Genomic DNA, 23867 nt, shown 5'->3' on the forward strand with positions numbered 1-23867 from the left:
AGCCTTAGCAAATGTCTGGTTTTTCTAAGATTAATTTATAGTGTACTCATTCCGCATCAAAGGAGATTTTATCGTGAAAATTGGCTCTCGGACAATCAAGACAGCAATTGGTACTCCTATTGCTATTTCGATTGCTCAATTATTGGGTTTAACGAATTTTGTGTCCGCTGGTATATTAACCATTTTATGTATTCAGCCTTCCAGAAAGCGATCTGTATTAAGTGCATGGCATCGGTTTTTAGCATGTGTAACAGCCAGTATTTTCGCTATTATATTTTTTGAGTTACTAGGTTATAATCCAATTGTTGTTGGTGTGATGCTCGCCTGCTTTATACCAGTAACTGTTTTACTTAAGGTAACACCAGGAATTGCAACTAGTTCAGTTATTATTTTGAACTTATATAGTTCGGCAGGAATTTCATTATCTTTTTTAACAGACCAATTCTTATTGATAATTGTCGGAATAGGTACAGGATTGCTTGTTAATTTATACATGCCTAGTCTGGAGAAAAACCTTAATCAAAAACAAGAGGAGCTTGAACATAATTTTCAAGCTATTTTGTTTGAAATTGCTTTATACATACGGGATAAAAATGATAAATGGGATGGAGAAGAACTTACAATTTGTGAGAATTTATTACAAGAAGCTGAGAATTTGGTATCCTTGGATAAAGAAAATCATTTATTACGCAGTAGGCATCCATATCATGATTATTTCACCATGCGCAGGAAACAGTTTGATCTGCTTCAAAAAATGCTTCCCTTGGTCAGCAGACTACCAAATACGGATTCAATCTCAATAAAAATAGCAGACTTTTTTGAAAAACTGTCCAATGCTGTGCATCCAGGCAATACTGCTATTATTTATTTAGATGAACTTAAGAGGTTACGTGAGAATTTTAATGCAGAAGATCTTCCTGAAACACGGGAAGAATTTGAGACCCGAGCAAATTTGTTTCGATTGCTTCATGAAATAGAAGATTATTTATTACTTAAGAAAAAGTTCAAATCGAGTGATGTTTCTGAACGAAATAAAATAAAAAAGACTGGAACAGTTTAATCCAGTCTTTCATTTTAGCAGTTAAAATATTTTTAAGCGGTTAGGTTCGCCTTCATGAAAATACCATAATGATAAGCCATGTTTATTTATAAAAACATTACTAGTCCGGTTGTTAGTGAAGATAAAACCATTGCAATAATCATTATATAAATTATAATTTTCATTTTACGTTCACGCTTTGAACTTTTTCTTGTTACTTGTTTTTGATTTTTAGCCAATCTTAATCCTCCTTCAATTCCATTTCCTAATTGTATTTTATCGTTAATTATGGGATTGGACAAGTGCTATAATATATAAATGTGTTTAATAAATCAAAATGGGGGTCTTTTTTATATGAGTGATGAAAAATTCCAAGCTTCACAGGAAAGCTGGAAAAAGTCTGTTGATAGAACTTTAGAACGTTTCCCGGAAAGAAAGGATAGATTTAAAACATCTTCAGATATCAATGTTGAACGATTATATTTTCCAGATAATGATAACGATTATGAAAATAAATTAGGTTATCCAGGTACATATCCATTTACAAGAGGAATTCAGCCAACAATGTATCGTAGCAGGTTTTGGACAATGCGACAATATGCTGGATTTGGCTCAGCTGAAGAAACTAATAAACGATTCCGTTATTTATTAGATCAGGGTCAAACCGGACTTTCAGTAGCCTTTGACTTACCGACACAAATTGGATATGACTCTGATGATGTTATGGCGGAAGGTGAAGTAGGAAAAGTTGGTGTGGCAATTGATTCATTACAGGATATGGAAAGATTGCTTGATCAAATCCCGCTTGATAAAGTAAGTACATCAATGACGATTAATGCTCCTGCATCTGTTTTACTATGCATGTATATTGCAGTAGGAGAAAAGCAAGGTGTTCCATTGGAGAAACTAACTGGAACGATTCAAAATGATATCCTGAAAGAGTACATTGCTCGGGGAACGTATATTTTTCCACCAAAACCGTCGATGCGCCTAATCACCAACATTTTTGAATACTGTCAGCAAAATGTGCCGAAGTTCAATACCATTAGCATTTCCGGATATCATATTCGTGAGGCGGGTTCTACAGCTGTACAAGAAGCCGCGTTTACCATTGCAAATGGAATGGCATATGTCGACGCTGCTTTGGAATCCGGTCTCGACATTGATGCGTTTGCACCAAGACTTGCTTTTTTCTTTAATGCTCACAACAATTTCTTTGAAGAGGCTGCAAAGTTTCGTGCAGCAAGAAGAATTTGGGCTAAAATCATGAAGGAACATTACCAAGCTAAGGATCCGAAAAGCTGGAAGATGCGTTTTCATACACAAACCGGAGGGTCAACTCTAACAGCCCAGCAGCCAGATAACAATATTGTTCGTGTGACGATGCAAGCGCTTGCTGCTGTACTTGGGGGTACACAAAGCTTGCATACTAATTCTCGTGATGAAGCATTATCACTGCCTACTGAAGAATCTGCACGAATTGCGCTTCGAACACAACAAATAATTGCAAATGAAAGCGGAGTAGCAGATACTGTTGATCCACTTGCTGGTTCCTATTACGTTGAAGAACTTACCGATCAAATCGAAAAGGATGTGGAAGCCTATTTGGATCGCATACGTGATATAGGTGGGGCTGTTCAAGCTGTTGAAGAAGGATTCATGCAACGTGAAATACAGCAAAAAGCATACGAAACACAAAAAAATATTGAAAAAGAAGAGGAAATTATTGTTGGCTTAAACAAGTATAAGGTTGAGGAAGAAGTGAATCCAGATTTACTTAAAGTAGATGAAGCACTTGAACAAGCACAAATACAATCTATGAATTCTATTCGTCAGCAACGTGATCAGAAAGCAGTAGATTATTCGTTAGAAGCGATAAAAGAAAATGCAAAAGACAGCAATGCCAATTTGATCCCATTTATTTTAGAAGCAGTTAAGGTATATGCAACAATTGGAGAAATCTGCAATGTATTACGTGGTGAATTTGGTGAATATACAGGAATCTAAGAGGGGGAGAGTCAGATGGGAAAAATACGTGTTTTAATTGCAAAGCCTGGGTTGGATGGTCATGATCGTGGCGCATTAGTTATTGCTCAAGCTTTACGTGATCATGGCATGGAGGTTATTTATACGGGACTGCGACAATCCCCGGTACAAATAGCACAAGCAGCAATTCAGGAAGATGTGGATGTTATCGGTTTATCTTCTTTATCCGGTGCGCATAAAACGTTGTTTCCAAAAGTAATGGAAGTACTAAGAGAACGTAATGCGAGCGATATACCAGTTGTTGGAGGCGGAGTTATTCCGGCAGAGGATATTCCGTATTTGCTTGATCAAGGGGTAAATAAGATTTTTACAAGTGGTTCTTCAACCGAAGTCTTAGCAACCTACATCCAACAGCTTATCGATCCGGAATCAGCTTTTATAACTCCTCCCAGAAAAATCGCTCATATCGGAATTGCTGTAAATAAAATTGATGATGTACTCTCATTTTATACAGAAATGCTTGGCCTTGAGCTTGAGGGTGTAGAAACTGTGGAATCTGAAGGTGTTAAGGTAGCATTTTTGAAGATTGGTGAATCGCGTATTGAGCTGCTGGAGCCATTAAAAGAATTATCTCCGATAAAACAATTTCTTACTAAAAAGGGAGAAGGCATCCATCATATTGCATTGGAAGTAGACAATATTGATGAAAGACTTAATTCCTTTAAATCAAAGGGGATTCCACTGATCAACAGTGAAGCGAAGCAAGGTGCTCATGATAGCCAAATTGCTTTTATTCATCCAAAAGCAGCAAATGGGGTACTTTTTGAAATGTGTCAGCATCCAGAAGGAAGTGAGAAATAATGGATATTTTTGATAAAATAAGCGAACTGTACGATAAACGACGACAGGTTGAACTTGGCGGTGGCGATGAGCGAATTGATAAACAGCATGATAAAGGAAAACTCACCGCAAGAGAACGAATAGATTATTTACTTGATAAGGGGTCATTTGTCGAGCTAAATCCATTTATGGAACATCGGGAAACTGATTTTGGTATGAATAATTCAACCGCAAACGGTGAAGGTGTTGTAACAGGCTATGGAAAAATAAATGGACGGGCTATCTACTTATTTGCACAGGATTTCACCGTATATGGTGGAGCTTTGGGCGAAATGCATGGCAAGAAAATTGCAGCTGTAATGGATCTTGCTGCTAAAAATGGTGTTCCTTTTATCGGTTTAAACGATTCAGGTGGCGCTCGTATTCAAGAAGGTGTATCATCGCTTGATGGTTATGGTCAGGTCTTTTACCGAAATTCCATTTATTCAGGTGTTATACCACAAATTTCAGTTATTATGGGTCCAAGTGCGGGAGGTGCAGTGTATTCGCCAGCGATAACAGACTTTGTCATTATGGTAGAAAAAACTTCACAAATGTTTATAACAGGTCCTAAGGTAATTGGAACTGTTACTGGTGAACAGATCTCGTCAGAAGAACTTGGCGGGGCCCATGTACATAATGCAAAGAGCGGAAATGCACATATTAAAGCGGAAAATGAAGAACAGGCTCTAGATGCTGTTAAAGATTTAGTACAGTATTTACCTGCTAATAATGAGGAAAAACCCCCATTAGCTGAGACTGAACTGAACGATGAATCACGTCCTGATTTAACTGATATTGTGCCTTTTAATTCTACACGGCCCTATGATGTAAAGCGTGTGATTGAGCAGGTTGTTGATCCAGATAGCTTCTATGAAATCCAAAAAGATTTTGCTAAAAATATTGTTGTAGGATTCGCACGTGTTAATGGCCAAACAATTGGGCTTGTATGCAATCAGCCAAAATACTTAGCAGGTGGTTTAGATATTGATTCAAGTGATAAAGCAGCAAGATTTATCCGGTTCTGTGATTCATTTAATATTGCATTAATTACCTTCGAGGATGTAACAGGATTTTTCCCGGGTGTAAAACAAGAACATGGCGGTATAATCAGGCATGGCGCAAAAATTCTTTATGCATATTCAGAAGCAACTGTTCCAAAAATTACAGTGATTACACGTAAAGCCTTTGGTGGCGCTTATGTAGCGTTGAACAGTAAATCGATTGGAGCAGATTTGGTTTATGCATGGCCAAATGCTGAAATAGCAGTTATGGGGCCAGAAGGTGCTGCCAATATTATATTTGCAAAGGAAATAGCCGATAGTGAGAATCCAGAACAAACTCGCCAGGAAAAAATTCATACATACCGTGAAAAATTTGCTAATCCTTATGTTGCTGCGGGACTTGGTATGATTGACGATGTAATTGACCCAAGAGAAACTAGAGTTAAATTAATTCAAGCATTAGAGATGCTTTATAACAAACAGGAAGAACGCCCAAAGAAAAAGCATGGTAATATCCCGCTGTAATAAAGATTAGGAGGAACGATTTATGACATCCATCAATAAAGACAGAGTGATCAATCAATTTCTGGAACTCGTTCAAATTGATTCCGAAACGAAACATGAAACGAAAATTGCTGAAGTACTAACAAAAATGTTTACTGATTTAGGTTTAGATGTAGTAGAAGACGATAGTAAAAATGAAACTGGTCATGGGGCAGGTAACTTGGTTTGTACGCTGAAAGGAAATAAAGAAGGTGTAGACCCAATTTACTTCACTTCTCACATGGACACTGTGGTCCCTGGTACTGGAATTAAGCCATCAATTGAAGATGGTTATATTAGATCTGATGGTTCAACCATTTTGGGTGCTGACGATAAAGCCGGTTTAGCCGCAATCCTGGAAACCATCCGGATACTAAAAGAAAATAATATCAAACACGGTGATGTTCAGTTTGTCATAACAGTAGGCGAGGAATCAGGTCTTGTCGGTGCTAAAGCTTTAGATGGATCACTTCTAAATGCAAAGTATGGTTATGCAATAGACAGTAATGGAACTGTAGGTGATATTATTGTCGCAGCACCAACCCAAGCTAAATTATTTACTGTAATGAAAGGCAAAACTGCACACGCTGGAGTTGCCCCTGAAAAGGGTGTTTCTGCGATTACGCTTGCAGCTAAAGCTATTTCCAAAATGCCTCTTGGCCGGATTGACGATGATACAACTGCGAATATTGGACGCTTTGAAGGTGGTAAGCAAACGAATATTGTTTGTGATCATGTAGAAATCCTAGCTGAAGCAAGATCACTGATTCCTGCTAGAATGGAAGAACAGGTTGCGAAAATGAAAGATGCATTTGAGAGTACAGCTAAAGAATACGGTGGAAGTGCTGATGTCGAAGTGAAAATTATGTATCCTGGTTTTAAGCATGAAGCAGGAGATAAAGTTGTGGAAGTTGCCAGAAATGCAGCAAAAACAATCGGTCGTGACAGCAGCCTAAAGAAAAGCGGTGGCGGAAGTGATGCAAATATAATTGCTGGACTTGGAATTCCTACTGTGAATCTGGCAGTTGGTTATGAAGAGATTCATACAACCAATGAACGTATCCCTGTAGATGAATTAGTCAAAATCACAGAACTAGTCACTGCAATCGTACAGGAAGTTTCAAACAAGTAAGTAATTATGATGAAGACCTCTTTTAACAAAAGGGGTCTTTTTTGGCAGTTAAGAAAGTATAAATTCTTCCTTACTGCATAAGTGCAACTAAGGCTTATCTATATTAGGGCTTGGCGATAAGCCAAGTTTTCTAATAGTATGATATAATATTGGTGCAAACAACAGTTCTAAAAGGATGTAATATGTATGTCACAATGGTATCCAAAAAAAGGCCGCGTTATTTTTCATTTAGATATGAACTCATTTTATGCTTCAGTTGAAATGGCCTATAACCCAAAACTAAAAGGTAAGCCTGTAGCAATTGCCGGGAATCCTGAACAACGTAAGGGGATAATTGTGACAAGCAGCTATGAGGCCAGAGCCAAAGGTGTAAAGACAACAATGCAGTTATGGCAGGCTAAAAAGCTGTGTCCGGAATTAATCGTTTTACGTCCGAATTTTGAACGTTACCGTACGGCATCAAAGGAAATGTTTAAAATGCTTGCAGAAATAACACCGTTTGTGCAGCCTGTTTCGATTGATGAAGGTTATATGGATATAACCGAGAGTGAACATCACGGAACTCCTATTGAGATTGCTCAAAACTTGCAGAAAAAAATTCATCACGAGTTAGATCTTCCATGCAGTATTGGAATTGCACCAAATAAATTTTTAGCAAAGATGGCATCCGATATGAAAAAGCCATTAGGAATTACAATTCTGCGGAAACGGGATCTATCCCATAAACTTTGGCCACTTCCAATTGAAGAAATGTATGGTGTTGGTGAAAAAACCGCTGAAAAATTACGCGCAATTGATGTCAAAACAATTGGTGATCTGGCAAAAGGGGATGTTTATCAACTGAAACGTGTGCTGGGGATAAACGGAGAACGATTAAAAAATAGAGCGAACGGTATTGATACTCGTCCTGTTGATCCAGAGGCAATCCATGAATTTAAAAGCATAGGCAGTTCACAAACCCTACCGGAAGACACTACGAATGAAGCTGAAATACGTAACCTCATGCACCAACTGACGGATAATGTCGAACGGCGAATGAAACGCAAACAAGCTGCTGGTCGCAGTGTTCAGATTATGATTCGCTATTATGATCATAAAACAATCACTAGAAGTAAAAAATTGCAGGGTTATATTGACAAAAAGGAAGATATACTTCACATTGCCAACGAATTATTTCAAAAGCACTGGAATTTGGACCCTATTCGCTTGCTTGGCATTACGGTTCAGGACGTTGATGAAAAGCAAAATATCGCCAAACAGCTTGATTTATTTACGTATGAAGAAGAAGCAGGGAAGGAAAAATTATATGCTGTTATTGATGAGCTATCTCAAAAGTATGGGAAGAATCCTTTTAAGCAGTTGCAGAATGAAGATAAGGGTGAACAACCCCGGACAAGCTTTCAAAAAGACTTTTTGGATGACTACAAGCGATAAAATCATGTTTTCTATGTGGACTTGAAATCAAGTTAACAAGGTGAACTACGTTTGAAATTCCGATTTGGAAGTTAGTGATAAATCTGAAATATATATAAAATATACGTTTCAAACCAAGAATGGAAGATTCCTGACAGGAATCTTCCATTCTTGGTTTTCCTTCCTTCTAGAAGTCATATTTATTTTCAGGATTATTATATTTTTTTGTATTTAGTTACTATAATAACCATTATTATGATGACAAAATAATCGATTGGTATTATGGGTATAATGGAGGGCATATCTATGTACAATTTCCGAATGATGCGCAAGCGGATAGAACTATTTATTGTAGTGTACGTGATTTTAATGTGATTTATGGTGTGAATTCAGCGGAATGTGAATCACATAAACCAAACCAGTGAAGTGGATCGTGGTTCCGCTAAATGGGTTGAAAAAGCCGTCTTAGAAGATTGAATCGGTTCCTGGTTCCGTTATTTACCCAATTACAATGAAAAATTTGGCTGAAAAGGGTAAATAGCGGAATAAGGATTACATAACACGATCAAAATAGACGTTTTTAAGGAAATAACGGAATGAGAATCCGCCAAATCAGTGCGCCAGCCTGTCTAGTGAATAAATACACTTAAACTCCTATCAATTGCTTTAATTTAACAGGGAAAATTATATGATTATAGGTGAGACTTAACTTGAGATTTATTGTTTTGCATCTCACAAGTGAACCCATTATTACAACGGTGCAATTATTAATTTAAATGTATGATTAGGAAGAGGATCCAAATAATAGACTGGTCTTCCTTTTCATGAAGCCACACGCTTATTCTTTTATTTCATAATTTTTTTCACTAGCGAATGAGCAATTTTACTTCCTGGATAGCGTAACGGAAGATCAAATCTGGTTGTTTGCTTTAGCACACTCTTATTATGTGAAAATGTGTTAAAGCCGTACTTACCATGATAAACTCCTATTCCACTATTCCCAACACCACCAAATGGAAGGTGTGGATTAGCGAGATGATAAAGTGTATCGTTAATACATCCGCCGCCAAAGGATACATTTTTTAGTATGCTTTGTTGAGATTTTTCTTTTTCTCCAAAATAATAGAGTGCTAGCGGTTTATCCATATGTTTTAGTTTTGAAATGACATCATCAAGTTCGGTAAATGTTAGCATCGGTAAAAGCGGACCAAATATTTCTTCCTGCATAATCGAATGATCCCAGGTGATATTGTCTAATATAGTTGGCTCAATGGATAGCTTCTCTTCATCTACACTACCACCATACACGATTTCACCATCAGATAGGAATGCTTGCAATCTATTAAAATGTTGCTTGTGAACAATTCGAGTATAATCATCATTTAGAAGGGGTTTCTTACTGTAAAGTGCTTTGATATGCTTTTTCATCGCTTTTAACAGTTTTGGTTTTACCTTTTCATGAACATACAGATAATCTGGTGCAACACAGGTTTGACCTGCATTTGTGAATTTTCCCCACACAATCCGTTTTGCGGCAAGATCAATATTTACGTCTTTATCAATTATAGCTGGACTTTTCCCACCCAATTCCAATGTTACTGGTGTTAGATGTTTACTCGCTTGCTGCATAACAATTTTACCAACTGCTGAACTGCCAGTGAAAAAGATGTAATCAAAGTGTTGTTCCAATAACTGCTGACTGGCTTCTTTTGCACCTTCAACTACTGTAAAAAATGAATGATCAAAGGTATCACCGATCATTTCTGCAAGCAATGAAGATGTTGATTGTGTAAACTCGGACGGTTTTAACACAACAGTATTCCCAGCTGCAATCGCACCTATGGCTGGACCAATTGCTAACTGCAGTGGATAATTCCATGGTGCGATAACCAGTGTTACTCCATAAGGTTCCTTGTAAATATAATTATTCGTTCCTTTGTGGGTAATTGGCGCATCAGCTTTTTCCGATTCCATCCAGTCTTTAAGATGCTTAACTGCGAAATCAATTTCCGCGTAGAGAAAACCAAGTTCGGTTGTTAAAGTCTCATGTTCGGATTTATTCAGGTCATCCTTCAATGCCTGATAAATTTTTTGTTCATTATTTTTTAGCATACGCTTTAAAGCTTTTAACTGATTTTTACGGAAAGAATAGTCCAACGATTCTCCACTTTGAAAAAAATCCTGTTGGTTGTCCACTAGTTTTTTAATATTTTCCATGTAAAGCACTCCTTTTATCTAGAATTTACCGTGACCTTATAAAAGTCATAAGCAAGTTCTGTGTTCGGAAAAATCTCTTGCGCCTGTTCTGCAAGTTTATCATAATCCTCTTTTTGATAGCGTGAGGATATATGAGTTAATACAAGCTTTTTAACATGGGCTTCTTTTGCAAGGGAGGCAGCTTGTTTAGTTGTAGTATGAAAGTATTGCTGTGCTAAATCTGCTTTCGATTCATCGAATGTTGCCTCATGTACAAGTACATCCGAATTTTCTGCAAATGTTCTAAATTGAGGTGTTGTCCGCGTATCGCCAAGAACTGTTATAATACGTCCTTTTTTGTCGGGACCAAGAAACTTAGGGCGATGAATAATCTGTCCTCCTTTTGTTTTAACTATATCATTTTCTTTTATCTGCTGATAAACAGGACCTGGATCAATTCCTAAATCTTTTAACTTTTCCACCAATAGTTCTCCGGGTTTATCCTTTTCTTCAATGCGAAAACCATAACTTGTTACTCCATGATCCAGCTCTTTTGAGGAGACAATTACTTGTTCATTTTCAAAGACTACACCTTCTGTTATTTCTACAATGGAAAGTGGGTAGGTTAAATGTGTCCCGCTCACTCTAAGACATGTTTCCACATATTCTTTAATTCCATGAGGTCCATATATAGTCAGTAGTCCGTCTCCACCCTGAAAGGATCTGCTGCTTAACAGACCTGGAAGACCATAGATGTGGTCTCCGTGCATATGTGTGATGAAAATTTTATTAATTTTGCGCGGTTTAATCGACGTTCGGAGTATTTGGTGCTGTGTCGACTCTCCGCAATCAAACAGCCATATGCTATTTTGCTCTTGTAATAAGGTTAATGCCATTGAAGATACGTTTCGGTCTTTTGACGGAACACCTGAACCAGTACCAAGAAATATTATCTCCATGTTAGTTCCAGCCTCGTTCGTATTGTTTTATTGGTTCTAGTGAGTGACCGATTTCATCAGCAGCTGTCTTTGCCCAATATGGATTTCGTAATAAAGCTCGGGCTACAAATACAAGATCTGCACGATCGTTCTGCACTATTTCTTCAGCTTGAATGCCACTTGTAATTAGTCCGACTGCCCCTGTTGCTACAGATGTTTCTTGTTTAATGGTCTCACACCGCTTGATCTGATAACCTGGATAAGGTGAAATAGAGGCTTGAACTACTCCGCCGGAACTGCAATCAATTAAATCTATACCTTGTTGTTTCATTTGTTTTGAGTAGTACAGAATGTTTTCCAGTGTGTTTCCTTGTTCGTTATATTCATCAGTAGATATCCGAACAAATAAAGGTCCGTTCCAAATGGATTTGATACTATCAATAATTTGAGATAAGAAGCGATAACGATTCTCTGGACCACCACCATATTCATCCTCACGCTTGTTTGTTAATGGAGAAAGGAATTGATTAATTAAATATCCGTGTGCCGCGTGAATTTCTATGATATCAAAGTTTGCTTCCTTCGCTCGTTTTGCTCCACTTTTAAAAGCTTCAATTGTCTCTTTTATGTCTTCAATGGTCATTTCAGTTGGTGTTTTGGATGATTCATTAAATGCTAGTGCAGTAGGAGCATATATTGCTGAATCAAGTCTTGCTTTCCTTCCGGCATGTGCTAGCTGAACACCAATAGCTGATCCATAGCTATGAATTTGCTCATTTAACTTCTTTAATCCATCAATATGGTCATCATGCCAGATACCTAAGTCTTCATGTGAAATGCGACCCTCTGGTTGAACAGCTGCCGCTTCCGTCATAATTAAACCAACCTGGCCGACAGCACGTGATATATAATGTGTTTCATGGAATGGAGTTATCTTTCCGTCTTGCTCCATGCACGAATACATACACATGGAAGACATGGTAATACGATTCTTTAGCGAAATTCCTTTAAAGTCAATTGGTGTAAATAGTTTGGTCATTATAATTTCCTCCTATTATATTACGTTGGTTTGTATTTAAATAGTTCTCGATACTGTAGCGCTTTGTGCGGAACATCTGTAAAAATACCATCACAGCCCAATTGGAAGCTGCGTGACATGTGTGCTGGTTTATTAATCGTATATACTCGAACAGCCATTTGTTCCTGATGACATTTATCAATAAATAGCTGATTTAGTAACCGGTATTTTATGTGTATTGCATTTGCACCTAAATCTTTCGTATATGATACGAGATTTTTTCTTCGCTTTGATGTTAACAGAGCTACACCAATGTTACCATTAAAGCGTTTCAGCCTTTCTATGCTGGTTGGATTAAAAGTTGACAATGTAGTATGATTTAATAATTGATAGTGTGATACCATTTCATAAACGATATTCTCAAGATTCTTATAATCTATTTTATTATTTTTTAACTCAATATTTAAACATAACGGCTTATTTTGAATCCAATCTAGAAATTCTTCCAATGAAATTATTGCAGATCCAGCGAATTTTAAAGAGAACCAAGAGCCCGCATCAAGCTGTTTTAATTGTTTAAAAGTATAATCTTTTATGTATCCAGTACTATTGGTTGTTCTTTTTACATGTTCATCATGGATCAATACTGGAACATTATCTTTTGTCAGGTGTACATCTGTTTCTATTCCTTCTGCACCTTGTTCATATGCTAGATTGAAGGCAGCCATTGTATTTTCAGGTGCTAAGGTACTGGCACCTCGATGTGCTATAATTTTAGTCATCAATTGTTTCACCTCTTGTTAAATTTTGTTTTATTTTTTGGGATAAGTCAATTTATTTATTTGAGGAGGAATTCTATGAAGAACTGGCAGACCAAAGAACAATTAACTGATTTGGTATGTTCACTTGTCAACCATCAAAGTGTTACAGGAAGTAATGCTGAAATTGCTATTGTAGAATATTTACAGCACTTATTAGCGCAAAAGCAGTATTTTCAAGATAACCCTAATCATTTAAAATTACATCCATTGGATGATGGAAGGCGACTTTTAACTGCATTGGTAAAAGGTAATAATTCATCTGAAACAGTGATACTGTTAAGCCATTTTGATGTTGTTGGTGTTGAGGATTACGGTTCATTACAAAACCTTGCATTTCACCCCAGGGAACTGACGAGAGAAATAAAGCATCTAAAAGAGGATTTGCCTGAAGCAGTGCAAAACGATTTCTCATCTGGAGACTGGCTATTTGGACGCGGCTCGATGGATATGAAAGCTGGACTCTCTTTGCATTTCTCCATGCTTGAAAAGGCAATAGATGGTGAGTTTGATGGCAATATATTATTGTTGAGTGTTCCTGATGAAGAGGTGAATTCACAAGGAATGTTAACCGCTTTGCCAGTTTTAAACCAATTAAAAGAAGAAGAAAATCTAACATACAATGCTTGCCTGAATGGAGAACCCATGTTTAGTAAATATCCAGGGGACCCTGCATATTATGTCTATACTGGTTCGATTGGAAAGGTTTTGCCCGGGTTTTACTGTTATGGAAAAGAATCCCACGTTGGTGAACCATTTGCAGGTCTGAATCCAAATTTAATGACAAGTTTCCTCTCGCAGCAGCTCGAATTAAATGAATCTTTTATTGAAAAAATAGAAGATGAGGTCACACCACCGCCTGTAAGCTTAATGCAACGTGACCTAAAGGAAAATTATTCTGTGCAGACACCTCATGCCGCAATCTCTATGTATAACGTATTGTATTTGAAACAAACGTTTAAGGAATTAAATGAAAAACTACTAACTGGTGCACAAACAGCTGCACGTGAAATTGAAGATTATGTTCATCAGAAAGCAAATAAATTTGCCAGTATTGCCGATGACTTTTCAATGCCAGCATGGAATGTGAATGTGATGATGTATGAAGATTTGTATGCGGAGGCACTAAAACGCTATGGTGAGGAAGAAATAATTAGAATTCAAAATTTACTTGTAAGCCAGAGGGATAAAGGTGATCGTGACTTCTCCACGCTTTTGGTACAGGAATTGGCTGCAATGTGCAAGGACTTAGCACCCATGATTATATTATTTTACAGTCCGCCGTTCTATCCAGCAGTTTCTTCTTATAATGATCCTTATATAAAAGATGTGATGAATCACGTAAAAGAATATACGAATAAAAATTATCACATGGATTTAACTGTATCGGAGTTTTTTACTGGACTTTCAGATTTAAGTTATCTTGGTCCTGTTTCATCCAGAAGTAAACTGAATCAATTAACGACCAATATGCCACTGCAAAATAATGGGTTTGTTTTCCCGGAGGATATTATGGAGCAACTTACGATGCCTATATTGAATATTGGTCCTTTAGGAAAAGATCCCCATCAGTGGACGGAACGATTGGAATTAACTTATAGCTTTGAGTACTTGCCGTCCATTTTAACAGAGGCGATTCATCACTTATTTGAAAAAAACAGGAATTAATAGTGTGACTTTATCCTCTAAAAAGGATACAATAGGATAATAACTGAATGGTCATTCATTTTGGAGGATTTTAATTTATGAAAGTATTAGATAAAACAATCAGTCAATTAACAATACCGACACCTTTTGCAGTAGGTGACACTCATGTATACCTTCTAAAAGGGGAGACCCTTTCGCTTGTTGATGCAGGTGTTAAAACAAAAGAAGCCTGGGATGCATTAAAAATGCAGTTTAAAGAGCTGGGATATGCTCCTGGAGATATCGAACAAATTATTCTAACACATCATCATCCGGATCATATTGGATTAATTGAACAATTTCCCCGGGCTGAAAATATTGTAGCACATAAAAATGTAAATCCTTGGTTAACAAGGGATGAAGCTTTCTTTTCATATTATGAAGAATTTTTCAAGGACTTTTTTAACAAATGTGGAGTACCATCGAAATATAGTGCTGTTTTAAATAAGTTGCGTGCACCGTTGAACTATGCTGGCCAGGGACAAGTAACCAAGGTAATTGACGAAGGAGATATTTTACCTGGTCATGAGGATTGGCAGGTCATTGAAACAAAGGGCCATGCCCAAAGTCATTTATCATTTTTTAGGGACAGCGATGGAGCGTTTATTGGCGGTGATCATCTTTTACATCATATTACCCCAAATCCGCTTCTTGAACCACCACAACAGGTTACGCAAGATCGACCTCGGCCAATGCTTCAGTATCGAACAAACCTAAATAAATGTCTGTCACTGGGGATTAAAACGGTATTCCCTGGACATGGAGATGTTTTTTCGGATATTGATGCTTTATTACCTGTTCAAATGGAAAAACAGGAGAAACGTGCAAATAATGTCTATAAGCTTTTAGTAGAAAAGACGCAAACGCCATTTGAACTTTGCAAGCAGATTTTTCCAAAACAATATGAAAAACAATTGGATTTGACAATCTCAGAAACGATTGGACAGCTAGATTATTTGGAAGACCAAGGCGTTGTTGGAAAAATGTTAAAAGATGGTGTCTATTACTATTATGCAGAATAAAGTTACAAATAAAAAAATTATCGTTACAGGTGCATCAAGTGGCATCGGAGAACGAATGTGCTGGCATATTGCTAAGCATGGTGGCACACCCATCATGCTTGCTCGCTCGATTGAGAAGTTGCAAAATCAGCAAAAGCTGATTAACCAGACTTTTGATATATGCAGTTATGTTTACCAAGTAGATTTGCTCAATGTAGATGAACTGGAAAAAGTAATCAGACAGGTTTTATCAGAACACACGCAAATTCATGGATTAATTAATAACGCTGGAGCAGGTGTCTTTGACTATGTCAGGGATATACAGTGGTTGGATGTGGAGCGCATGTTTCAATTGAATGTGTTTGCGTTAATGCGTGGAACCAAGCTTCTTTTGCCACACTTTTCACAGAATCAGGAAGGGCATTTTGTAAATATAGCGTCACAGGCTGGAAAGATTGCTACGCCAAAATCTTCTATATATGCATCAACCAAACATGCGGTACTTGGGTTTACTAATGCGCTTCGTCTGGAAATCTCCAGTAAAAATATCCATGTTACTGCAGTTAATCTTGGGCCTGTTCGAACGAATTTCTTCACAACAGCAGACCCAAGCGGGAACTACCAAAAGAGTGTTGAACGTTATATGCTTGACCCGGATAAGGTTGCCGACAATATTGTGAAGCATCTATTTACGAAAAAACGGGAAATAAATCTACCCTGGTGGATGGAGATGGGAAGTAAATTTTATCAGCTATTCCCACGGGCACTGGAAAAGAGTTTGAGAAAACAATTTAATCAAAAATAGAAGTGATTTTTGTTCGCAGTTAAGAAAGTGTAAATCCTGTCTTACTGCATAAGTGCAACTTTGGCTATCTATTAAGGCTTGGCGATAAGCCAAGTTTTCTAAACTATTATGCTTGGTGCCCGCCAATTTTCTTACTTCTCCCAATGGTAATTCCAGCGTCAGTATAGCTGGTTGCTCGCAGTATTGCGGTCGATCCGTATTTATCACGGATTGAATCCATTACATAGCCAATATCCTTTTTCTTAGGCTTGTCATCAAATAAATCGAGCTGGGTTTCAGCATCATCATAAAGCTTATCCAGGGTCACATATACATGCCTAATGTCACTGTGCCCATCATAAAATTCATTATATAACTGCATGCAGATATCATAAATGTCCATTGTAGTATTTGTCGGAAGCGTAACAGATCTTGAACGGCTAAAGCCACCACCTGTTACTTTGGAATAGGAAACGCCAAGGTGAATGGTTCTCCCGACTTTACCCGCAGTTCTTGCTCTGCGGCACACCTCTTCGCAAAGGTCAAGAATACAAATCGCAACTTCTTCTCCGGAGTAATCACGTAACAAAGAGATCCCATGACCAAATCCTTTTTGTTCGGTTTTTGTAAAATTTCCAAAAACAGGGCTCAAATCAACACCCCAGGCATGCCAATAAAGCTGTTCTCCCATTATTCCAAAACGCTTCTTCAGATACTTTAACTCAGCGTTGGCAAGCTGCCCAAGATTGACAATCCCCATCCTATTAAGGTTCCGCTTCATTCTGCTGCCAATGCCCCATATCTTTTCTATAGGAAAAGGCCATAGTTTTTCTGTTACATCCTCATATTTACATTCAGCAATCCCAACTTGTTTAGCATGTAAATCCATAACTACTTTTGCCAGAAATTTATTATCACCTATACCAATTGAACAAGTGATACCGAAATTCTCCAGGATATCCTGTTTTATTAACCGTGCTACTTGCCACCGATCTCCAAATAGCTTTTCAAGCCCATTGACAGTAACCCAGACTTCATCAACAGAGTATTGATGGATAGCTTCTTTAGGCACATATTGATTAATAAGTTTAGTGATCTCCATGGAAACTTGAAGATAATCAGCCATATGTGCGGGAACGATGACAATTTTCGGATCTTTAGGCAGTTCAAAAAATCGGCTGACATTGCTGATACCGTGATTTTTCTTTAATGCCGGGGAGGCAGCTAAGACAATACTGCCTGGTCTATTTGGGTCCCCAACTACAGCAAGTTGAACCGTCATTGGGTCCAACCCTAACTTTATAGCTTCGACACTTGCATAAAATGAGCGCATATCGATACACAGGACATCGTTTCGCGGGTAATTAGAATAATCCACTGTATTTTCACCTCAATACTAGGAACGTTTGTTCTCATTATATGCCACAAGACCCTATATTATCAATGGGAATTTATTCTTCCGGTGCTTATTTCTACGCTCTTTTCGTAATGACTTTAACCATCGCAGTTGATATAAACTGTGAAGTAATAGCACTCAAACTTTTTAAAAAGTACTTCGCAGTTTATTTCTTTTGTGTCAAAAGCAGCAAACTTTTAACAAATAGCCTATTACTATAACTATAATCGTTTAAGGATAATAAAAAGTGTCATCAAAAAAATATTTTTTCTGATGACACTTTTTTCACTTCAGAATCGATTGTAATAGTGAAGGAACTACTTATCGATGCTTAGCATATTCAATTGGTTTTGTAATCTGCTTTAAACCTTCATACGTTTCATCGGTAAGTGTTTTGGATGTATTAAAATTTGTGTTATCTGTTACTTGGCTGATTGAACTTGCTCCGAATACGGCGGTTGCAACAGCGGGATGTTTTAAAACATATTTAAGAGCTAGCGCATTGAAGGAAGACGCATTATTAGATTGTTTAGCAATAGTTTGCTGAATTAATTTCAGTTCATCGAAAGAATAATCCAAAAAGCCATCTTGTCCTTTTTTTTCAATCTGTTTTACTGCGTTGTTACTAAGCATTCCTTTTGCCAAGGGACCTCTGGCTAGCACACTAATATTATTTTCGTGCAGCAAATCTAATACCTCTTCTTCCGGCCGGCGGTCCAGCAAATTATACTGCATCATAACACCATCGATAGTAGAACGGCTTACGTACTCACGAATAACATTGGGCCGGATGGATGATATCCCATAAGCACGAATTACGCCTTCTTTTTTAAGCGCCTCAAATGCTTCAATTGACTCATCAGGATCATCAATCGTGCCTCCATGGAGCATATAAAAGTCAATATAGTCTGTTTTTAAACGACGCAAGCTTTCCTTTACGCCTTTTTCAATATGTTCTTTGGAAGGATCCCAAAACCAATCTTCCTTGGCTTTATCGAAGTTATTTCCAACTTTTGTTGTCAAAATAACTTGATCACGTTTTCCTTTTAAGGCATCACCTACTATTTCTTCATTCATACCAAAATCATATAAGTCAGCAGTGTCCAGATGGTTAATGCCAGTATCTAGTGCCTGGTTAATAATTTCGCTTGCTTTTTGATTCTCTGTCCCTAGTGACATACAGCCAAGTGTTAGTTCAGATACATATAAATCCGATTGTCCTAATTGATTCTTTTTCATATTATTAACCTCCCGTTATTTAGAATATGTTTATATTTATTGTAAGGATATCCATCTGTTAAATACAACTATTTCGAGTATGATAGAATAGATAGTAATATTTTAAGGAAGGATTTTTTCCAAAAGTTTATTGTTATTGATTAGAAAACATGGCACTCCCCAATCCCTTGTGGTGAATGGACAGTAACACTTTCAGTATCAGAATTCCCACTTTGGGTAGTCGTTTTTCCGAAGCCATATGTTATGACAAAGTTTATCTAATAGTGAAGATTAAAAATTCAACGGAATTTACGAAAAGAGCTTTAAGAAAAAGGATGATAATAAGTGAAGAAATTTGAAGAGAAAACAATTCATACTGAAAAAATATATGATGGAGAAGTAGTTAAACTGCAAGTTGACGATGTTACACTTCCAAATGGTAAAAACTCAAAACGGGAATTGATAAAACACCCAGGTGCTGTAGGAATTATTCCGATTACAAAGGATAATAAAATAGTGTTTGTAGAGCAATATCGAAAGCCATTGGAAAAATCGTTAGTCGAGATCCCTGCTGGAAAACTGGAAACTGGAGAAAAGCCAGAAATAACCGCAGTTCGTGAATTGGAAGAAGAGACAGGGTATACGACAAATTCATTACGGTTTGTGGCATCATTTTATACATCGCCAGGATTTGCAGATGAGATTATGTATTTGTACATTACGGATGATATTATCCCATTGGAAGATGAAGTTGCGGGCGATGATGATGAATTCGTTGAACTAATTGAATTAACGCTGGAGGAAGCAATCCAATATGTAAAAGAACAACGAATTCATGACGCTAAAACGAACTATGCAGTACTGTATTTACAGACTTTAGAAAGGATGTAAGCAATGTTAAATTCATTCTTCGCTGATATGCATATTCACATTGGACGGGATATGTATAATAAGCCGGTAAAAATAACAGGGTCCAAAACATTAACCCTGACAAATATTTTGAAAGAAGCAAGTCGGAACAAGGGAATTCATATGGTAGGAGTAATCGATAGCCATTCTCCAGCAGTCCAGCAGGAAATAAAACAGCTTATCAAAGCAAATAAAGCATATGAACTATCCTATGGCGGAATAAGATTTGAGAACGTCACCTTACTGCTCGGGTCTGAAATTGAGGTTTATGACGAAAATTGCCGTGGACAAATCCATGTACTCTGTTATTTCCCGACACTTGCAAAGATTGAGGAATTTTCAAAGTGGCTGACAACAAAAATGAAAAATATAACATTAAGTTCTCAGCGTTATTATGGAACAGCCAAGGAACTGCAATACAAAGTAAAGGAGCTTTCCGGGATATTTATTCCTGCACATGTGTTTACACCCTTTAAAAGTATGTACGGAAAAGGGGTACAAAAATCATTGAAAGAAGTGTTTGATCCGGATTTAATTGATGGAATTGAATTAGGACTTAGTTCTGACACTGCAATGGCCGATCAAATACAGGAACTGCATGACTATACATTTTTAACTAATTCTGATGCACATTCATTAGCAAAAATTGCCAGAGAATATCAGGAGATTTGTATGGAAGAACCATCATTTCAAGAATTTAATTGGGCGCTACACAATGTTCAAGACCGAAAGATAAAACAAAACTTTGGCATGAATCCACACTTGGGTAAATATTATACAACTGTTTGCAGTCAGTGTTTAGAACCATTGTCACCAGAAGCTGTTCATTGTCATAGGTGTGAATCTACAAAGATTGTAAAAGGTGTATTTGACCGTATTCAGGAGTTGACGGATGCAAAAGAAGTGAAGGAACGTCCACCTTATTTGTACCAAGTACCATTGGAATACTTACCTGCCCTTGGACCAAAAACGTTTAAAAAACTATTAATACATTTTCAAACAGAAATGAACGTAATCCATCATACAAAACTGGATGAGTTGAAAGAGGTAATACCTGAGAAACTAGCAAATACAATAGTAAATATGAGAGAAGGTAATTTGGCTATCAAAGCTGGCGGTGGCGGTAAATACGGCAATATAATTCCGTCTTCTGAAAAATAATGAATAAGAAAACATCTTAATTTGGTATTTTTATCTGGAATTCTTCATAGTTTTTAACTAGAGAGAAAATCATGAGCAATGGAGGATTCCAATGTATAATAAACGAACTATAGCAGTAAATCATGTAAAAGAACATGCGACAATCTATATTTTTATGATTATACTATTTTTAACAGGAGTTATTTTTGGTGCAATCATCGTAAATAGTATGAATTGGGCTCAAAAAGAGGATTTATTCTTTTATCTGGAGCGCTTTTTTGGTGAAATTGCTGATAAGGAACAAATAGAAAACACTGAAATACTGAAAAGCAGTTTCTTTTATCATGCTAAATACCTGTTTTTGTTGTTTATTTTGGGATTATCCGTTATAGGTTTGCCGATTGTATGGATATTGTTATTTTTAAAAGGTCTTGTAGTTGGCTTTTCAGTAGGTTTTATTGTAAATCAGCTTGGAATGAAAGGGCTGCTATTAGCTTCTCTATCAATTGCCCCACAAAATATTATAATTATACCAATATATATAATAGCTGGCAGTCTTTCGATGATTTTTTCACTTACACTTTTAGGTAAGTTATTTTCGCGAAAAATACCCCAACCTATTCTGCAGCCATTTGGAAAGTATGTCATGTTTTTTACTTTTTTATTAGCTATATCAGTAGTTGCGTCAGCACTAGAGGCATTTGTTGCAAATGAAGCAATGGAGGCAATAATAAAATCCTTTTATAACCAATAGTTAATATTATATAATAATTATTATTGATAACAGTTTATAATAATTATACTTTGACACGCTTTACAAGTGTGCCTATAATAAAGATGGGGATATTAGGGAGGGGACTTGCCATGGAACATCGTATAGAGCGAATTAAAAAACAGCTCCATGCACAAAGTTATAAGCTAACTCCACAACGAGAGGCAACAGTTAGGGTTTTATTAGAGCGTGAAGAAGATCATTTGAGTGCTGAAGATGTATATTTACTAGTAAAAGAGAAAGCACCTGAAATTGGTTTGGCTACTGTTTATCGTACTTTGGAATTATTATCAGAATTAAAAGTTGTTGATAAAATAAACTTTGGTGACGGTGTTTCACGTTATGATCTACGTAAAGAGGGCGCAGAACATTTCCATCATCATTTGGTTTGTATAGAATGCGGTTCAGTTGAGGAAATAGTGGATGACTTACTTGGAGATGTCGAAAAGATAGTTGAAAATGATTGGGGCTTTCAGGTGAAAGACCATCGTTTAACTTTTCATGGGGTTTGCAAGCAATGTCAAGAAGCAGCTGTTCAATCTAAAACATCATAATAATAATGGGAAGCCTTTTCTTTATGTGAAAAGGCTTTTGTTTTTTATGCAGATAAGAAAATATAACTATTTTCATACTGCATTCGTGCAAGCAAGGCAATTCGCCTAAAGGCGTGGCAAGTTACAAGTTTTCTAATCAATAATATTCAATATTAATTTACAATTATACGTAAATAGGTTACTTTTATGTGGGAATGTATTATAATAGCCCTAGTTTCATAGTTGTATGTATATTGTTATCCTTTTTTGGCATATCTTCTATTAGTAGATACTTTATTAGAGGGGACATGCCAAATGAAACATGTGATATGGGATACAATAAAAGTTTTTGTGATCTTCGTAGCTTGTACGTTTCTATTTTACGTTGGATTAAGAGCAATGCATGACGAGTATGAACAAAATCACCGGTATGATCCACCTGAGGGGGATTCTGTTAAAGTTTTTAATCTTAATGAAGATTTCATTGATCGGTTAAACTTATTTTTTCGATTAGGGGAGTAACGACTATGCTCAAGTCTGGTTTTGAAGATTTCGTTCACTATTTGCAAGTGGAAAGAGGATTATCTGACAATACGTTAAAATCGTATAAAAGAGACTTGAAGCAATATATTCTGTATATTGAAAAAGTGCTTCAAAAAACAAAATGGGATGACGTTGTACGTACAGACATAGTGGGCTTTTTGTATAAGCTAAAGGATGATGGTAAGTCGGCTGCTACTATTGCACGTACAATTGCATCGATTCGTTCATTTCACCAATTTTTAATTCGAGAACAGCTGGTGGTTCACGATCCGAGCATACATATTGAAACACCGAAAAAAGAGAGAAAGCTTCCTGATGTATTATCAACACAAGATATTGAAGCTTTATTAAAGATACAAGGTAACTCATCTTTGAAGATTAGGAATAGAGCAATGCTAGAATTATTATATGCAACTGGGTTGCGGGTGACAGAACTGACATCATTAAAAGTGAGTGATCTCCATTTAACAATGGGATTTGTCCGGTGTCTTGGAAAAGGTTCAAGGGAAAGAATAGTTCCTCTTGGTGAAATGGCAAAAGAAGCTGTGGATGATTATTTGCAGCATGCAAGAGGAAGTCTGACTAAACGTAAAATTGACGATAATACTCTTTTTGTTAATCAACATGGTAGACCGCTGTCACGTCAGGGCTTTTGGAAAATATTAAAAGGTGTCGCGCTGGAATCTGGTATAAAGAAGAAAATCACGCCACATACATTGCGTCACTCATTTGCCACGCATTTACTGGAGAACGGCGCAGATTTACGATCCGTACAGGAAATGCTGGGGCACGAGGATATATCAACAACTCAAATCTATACTCATGTTACAAAAGCTAGATTAAAAGATATTTATCAGTCCTATCATCCACGCGCATAATTTTTTGTCTATAGTCGTCAGACATCCTACAACAAATTTAA

22 protein-coding genes are annotated in these 23867 nt (G+C 36.9%); 15 read left to right on the forward strand and 7 right to left on the reverse strand.

Going from position 1 to position 23867, the window contains the following annotated elements; all coding sequences use genetic code 11:
• Positions 1 to 73 precede the first annotated feature (73 nt).
• Positions 74 to 1060, forward strand: a complete 987-nt coding sequence (locus BMY13_RS08395; RefSeq protein ID WP_092503860.1) for an aromatic acid exporter family protein — start codon at positions 74 to 76, stop codon at positions 1058 to 1060.
• A gap of 86 nt (positions 1061 to 1146) precedes the next feature.
• Here the strand turns inward: BMY13_RS08395 and prli42 are convergent, their stop codons facing one another.
• Positions 1147 to 1278 carry a stressosome-associated protein Prli42 gene (gene prli42, locus BMY13_RS19705; protein WP_245736063.1) on the reverse strand — a complete coding sequence of 44 codons (132 nt, stop codon included), beginning with the start codon at positions 1276 to 1278 and terminating at the stop codon, positions 1147 to 1149.
• A gap of 115 nt (positions 1279 to 1393) precedes the next feature.
• Between prli42 and BMY13_RS08400 the strand changes: the two genes are divergently transcribed.
• The 5 genes from BMY13_RS08400 (at position 1394) to BMY13_RS08420 (ending at position 8017) form a co-directional block, all read left to right on the forward strand.
• The gene (locus BMY13_RS08400; RefSeq protein WP_092503862.1) at positions 1394 to 3046 is read left to right on the forward strand and encodes an acyl-CoA mutase large subunit family protein; all 1653 of its coding nucleotides are present in this window, start codon (positions 1394 to 1396) and stop codon (positions 3044 to 3046) included.
• A gap of 15 nt (positions 3047 to 3061) precedes the next feature.
• On the forward strand, positions 3062 to 3886 hold the full coding sequence (gene mce / locus BMY13_RS08405; RefSeq protein ID WP_092503864.1) for a methylmalonyl-CoA epimerase: 825 nt from the start codon (positions 3062 to 3064) through the stop codon (positions 3884 to 3886).
• Positions 3886 to 5433, forward strand: coding sequence for an acyl-CoA carboxylase subunit beta (locus BMY13_RS08410; protein WP_092503867.1), 1548 nt, complete (start codon positions 3886 to 3888; stop codon positions 5431 to 5433). Before mce ends, BMY13_RS08410 begins: the two co-directional genes overlap by 1 nt.
• A 22-nt stretch (positions 5434 to 5455) precedes the next feature.
• The gene (locus BMY13_RS08415) at positions 5456 to 6583 is read left to right on the forward strand and encodes a M20/M25/M40 family metallo-hydrolase (protein WP_092503869.1); all 1128 of its coding nucleotides are present in this window, start codon (positions 5456 to 5458) and stop codon (positions 6581 to 6583) included.
• A gap of 186 nt (positions 6584 to 6769) precedes the next feature.
• On the forward strand, positions 6770 to 8017 hold the full coding sequence (locus BMY13_RS08420; protein WP_092492633.1) for a DNA polymerase IV: 1248 nt from the start codon (positions 6770 to 6772) through the stop codon (positions 8015 to 8017).
• Between the two features lie 825 nt (positions 8018 to 8842).
• Here BMY13_RS08420 and BMY13_RS08425 read toward each other — a convergent pair.
• From BMY13_RS08425 to BMY13_RS08440, 4 genes are read right to left on the reverse strand one after another with little or no spacing between them, the layout of a single operon-like run.
• Positions 8843 to 10213: an aldehyde dehydrogenase gene (locus BMY13_RS08425; protein ID WP_175476746.1), complete on the reverse strand. Its 1371-nt coding sequence runs from the start codon at positions 10211 to 10213 to the stop codon at positions 8843 to 8845.
• Positions 10214 to 10227: 14 nt separating this feature from the next.
• The gene (rnz, locus tag BMY13_RS08430; protein WP_092503874.1) at positions 10228 to 11151 is read right to left on the reverse strand and encodes a ribonuclease Z; all 924 of its coding nucleotides are present in this window, start codon (positions 11149 to 11151) and stop codon (positions 10228 to 10230) included.
• 1 nt (position 11152) lies between these two features.
• The gene (gene namA, locus BMY13_RS08435) at positions 11153 to 12169 is read right to left on the reverse strand and encodes an NADPH dehydrogenase NamA (RefSeq protein ID WP_175476747.1); all 1017 of its coding nucleotides are present in this window, start codon (positions 12167 to 12169) and stop codon (positions 11153 to 11155) included.
• 20 nt (positions 12170 to 12189) lie between these two features.
• Entirely contained in the window at positions 12190 to 12930 is a 741-nt protein-coding gene (locus BMY13_RS08440; RefSeq protein ID WP_092503879.1) for a glycerophosphodiester phosphodiesterase, read from the reverse strand.
• 75 nt (positions 12931 to 13005) lie between these two features.
• Here BMY13_RS08440 and BMY13_RS08445 point away from each other — a divergent pair, with 75 nt between their 5' ends.
• The 3 genes from BMY13_RS08445 (at position 13006) to BMY13_RS08455 (ending at position 16458) form a co-directional block, all read left to right on the forward strand.
• Positions 13006 to 14634, forward strand: a complete 1629-nt coding sequence (locus tag BMY13_RS08445) for a M20/M25/M40 family metallo-hydrolase (protein WP_092503881.1) — start codon at positions 13006 to 13008, stop codon at positions 14632 to 14634.
• A 77-nt stretch (positions 14635 to 14711) separates the two neighbouring features.
• Positions 14712 to 15674 (forward strand): MBL fold metallo-hydrolase, encoded by a 963-nt coding sequence (locus BMY13_RS08450; RefSeq protein WP_092503883.1) that lies wholly within the window; start codon positions 14712 to 14714, stop codon positions 15672 to 15674.
• Complete coding sequence (locus BMY13_RS08455; protein ID WP_092503885.1) at positions 15664 to 16458, forward strand: SDR family NAD(P)-dependent oxidoreductase; 795 nt, start codon at positions 15664 to 15666, stop codon at positions 16456 to 16458. Before BMY13_RS08450 ends, BMY13_RS08455 begins: the two co-directional genes overlap by 11 nt.
• 106 nt (positions 16459 to 16564) lie before the next feature.
• Here BMY13_RS08455 and BMY13_RS08460 read toward each other — a convergent pair whose 3' ends face one another.
• Together BMY13_RS08460 and BMY13_RS08465 are read right to left on the reverse strand one after the other, a co-directional pair.
• On the reverse strand, positions 16565 to 17815 hold the full coding sequence (locus tag BMY13_RS08460) for a DNA polymerase IV (RefSeq protein WP_092492641.1): 1251 nt from the start codon (positions 17813 to 17815) through the stop codon (positions 16565 to 16567).
• 339 nt (positions 17816 to 18154) lie between these two features.
• On the reverse strand, positions 18155 to 19072 hold the full coding sequence (locus BMY13_RS08465) for an aldo/keto reductase (protein ID WP_092503887.1): 918 nt from the start codon (positions 19070 to 19072) through the stop codon (positions 18155 to 18157).
• A 324-nt stretch (positions 19073 to 19396) separates the two neighbouring features.
• Between BMY13_RS08465 and BMY13_RS08470 the strand changes: the two genes are divergently transcribed.
• The 6 genes from BMY13_RS08470 to xerD all read left to right on the forward strand — a co-directional run bounded on the left by BMY13_RS08470 (position 19397) and on the right by xerD (position 23826).
• Positions 19397 to 19942, forward strand: a complete 546-nt coding sequence (locus tag BMY13_RS08470) for an NUDIX hydrolase (RefSeq protein WP_092492643.1) — start codon at positions 19397 to 19399, stop codon at positions 19940 to 19942.
• A gap of 3 nt (positions 19943 to 19945) precedes the next feature.
• Complete coding sequence (locus tag BMY13_RS08475) at positions 19946 to 21121, forward strand: endonuclease Q family protein (RefSeq protein WP_092503889.1); 1176 nt, start codon at positions 19946 to 19948, stop codon at positions 21119 to 21121.
• Between the two features lie 91 nt (positions 21122 to 21212).
• On the forward strand, positions 21213 to 21854 hold the full coding sequence (gene spoIIM / locus BMY13_RS08480) for a stage II sporulation protein M (protein ID WP_092503891.1): 642 nt from the start codon (positions 21213 to 21215) through the stop codon (positions 21852 to 21854).
• A gap of 110 nt (positions 21855 to 21964) precedes the next feature.
• On the forward strand, positions 21965 to 22426 hold the full coding sequence (gene fur, locus BMY13_RS08485; protein ID WP_092492646.1) for a ferric iron uptake transcriptional regulator: 462 nt from the start codon (positions 21965 to 21967) through the stop codon (positions 22424 to 22426).
• 294 nt (positions 22427 to 22720) lie between these two features.
• Positions 22721 to 22927 carry a DUF4227 family protein gene (locus BMY13_RS08490; protein WP_092492647.1) on the forward strand — a complete coding sequence of 69 codons (207 nt, stop codon included), beginning with the start codon at positions 22721 to 22723 and terminating at the stop codon, positions 22925 to 22927.
• 5 nt (positions 22928 to 22932) lie between these two features.
• Positions 22933 to 23826 carry a site-specific tyrosine recombinase XerD gene (gene xerD / locus BMY13_RS08495; RefSeq protein WP_092503893.1) on the forward strand — a complete coding sequence of 298 codons (894 nt, stop codon included), beginning with the start codon at positions 22933 to 22935 and terminating at the stop codon, positions 23824 to 23826.
• Positions 23827 to 23867: the final 41 nt, after the last annotated feature.

Origin of the sequence: Virgibacillus subterraneus (assembly GCF_900110695.1) — a bacterium.
GTDB classification, from domain to species: domain Bacteria; phylum Bacillota; class Bacilli; order Bacillales; family Amphibacillaceae; genus Lentibacillus; species Lentibacillus subterraneus.

Coding starts and splice junctions, on each gene's coding strand:
- BMY13_RS08400 (WP_092503862.1), top strand. CDS start 1,394: ATGAGTGATGAAAAATTCCAAGCTTCACAGGAAAGCTGGAAAAAGTCT.
- mce (WP_092503864.1), top strand. CDS start 3,062: ATGGGAAAAATACGTGTTTTAATTGCAAAGCCTGGGTTGGATGGTCAT.
- BMY13_RS08410 (WP_092503867.1), top strand. CDS start 3,886: ATGGATATTTTTGATAAAATAAGCGAACTGTACGATAAACGACGACAG.
- BMY13_RS08415 (WP_092503869.1), top strand. CDS start 5,456: ATGACATCCATCAATAAAGACAGAGTGATCAATCAATTTCTGGAACTC.
- BMY13_RS08420 (WP_092492633.1), top strand. CDS start 6,770: ATGTCACAATGGTATCCAAAAAAAGGCCGCGTTATTTTTCATTTAGAT.
- BMY13_RS08425 (WP_175476746.1), bottom strand. CDS start 10,213: ATGGAAAATATTAAAAAACTAGTGGACAACCAACAGGATTTTTTTCAA.
- rnz (WP_092503874.1), bottom strand. CDS start 11,151: ATGGAGATAATATTTCTTGGTACTGGTTCAGGTGTTCCGTCAAAAGAC.
- namA (WP_175476747.1), bottom strand. CDS start 12,169: ATGACCAAACTATTTACACCAATTGACTTTAAAGGAATTTCGCTAAAG.
- BMY13_RS08440 (WP_092503879.1), bottom strand. CDS start 12,930: ATGACTAAAATTATAGCACATCGAGGTGCCAGTACCTTAGCACCTGAA.
- BMY13_RS08445 (WP_092503881.1), top strand. CDS start 13,006: ATGAAGAACTGGCAGACCAAAGAACAATTAACTGATTTGGTATGTTCA.
- BMY13_RS08450 (WP_092503883.1), top strand. CDS start 14,712: ATGAAAGTATTAGATAAAACAATCAGTCAATTAACAATACCGACACCT.
- BMY13_RS08455 (WP_092503885.1), top strand. CDS start 15,664: ATGCAGAATAAAGTTACAAATAAAAAAATTATCGTTACAGGTGCATCA.
- BMY13_RS08465 (WP_092503887.1), bottom strand. CDS start 19,072: ATGAAAAAGAATCAATTAGGACAATCGGATTTATATGTATCTGAACTA.
- BMY13_RS08475 (WP_092503889.1), top strand. CDS start 19,946: ATGTTAAATTCATTCTTCGCTGATATGCATATTCACATTGGACGGGAT.
- spoIIM (WP_092503891.1), top strand. CDS start 21,213: ATGTATAATAAACGAACTATAGCAGTAAATCATGTAAAAGAACATGCG.
- fur (WP_092492646.1), top strand. CDS start 21,965: ATGGAACATCGTATAGAGCGAATTAAAAAACAGCTCCATGCACAAAGT.
- BMY13_RS08490 (WP_092492647.1), top strand. CDS start 22,721: ATGAAACATGTGATATGGGATACAATAAAAGTTTTTGTGATCTTCGTA.
- xerD (WP_092503893.1), top strand. CDS start 22,933: ATGCTCAAGTCTGGTTTTGAAGATTTCGTTCACTATTTGCAAGTGGAA.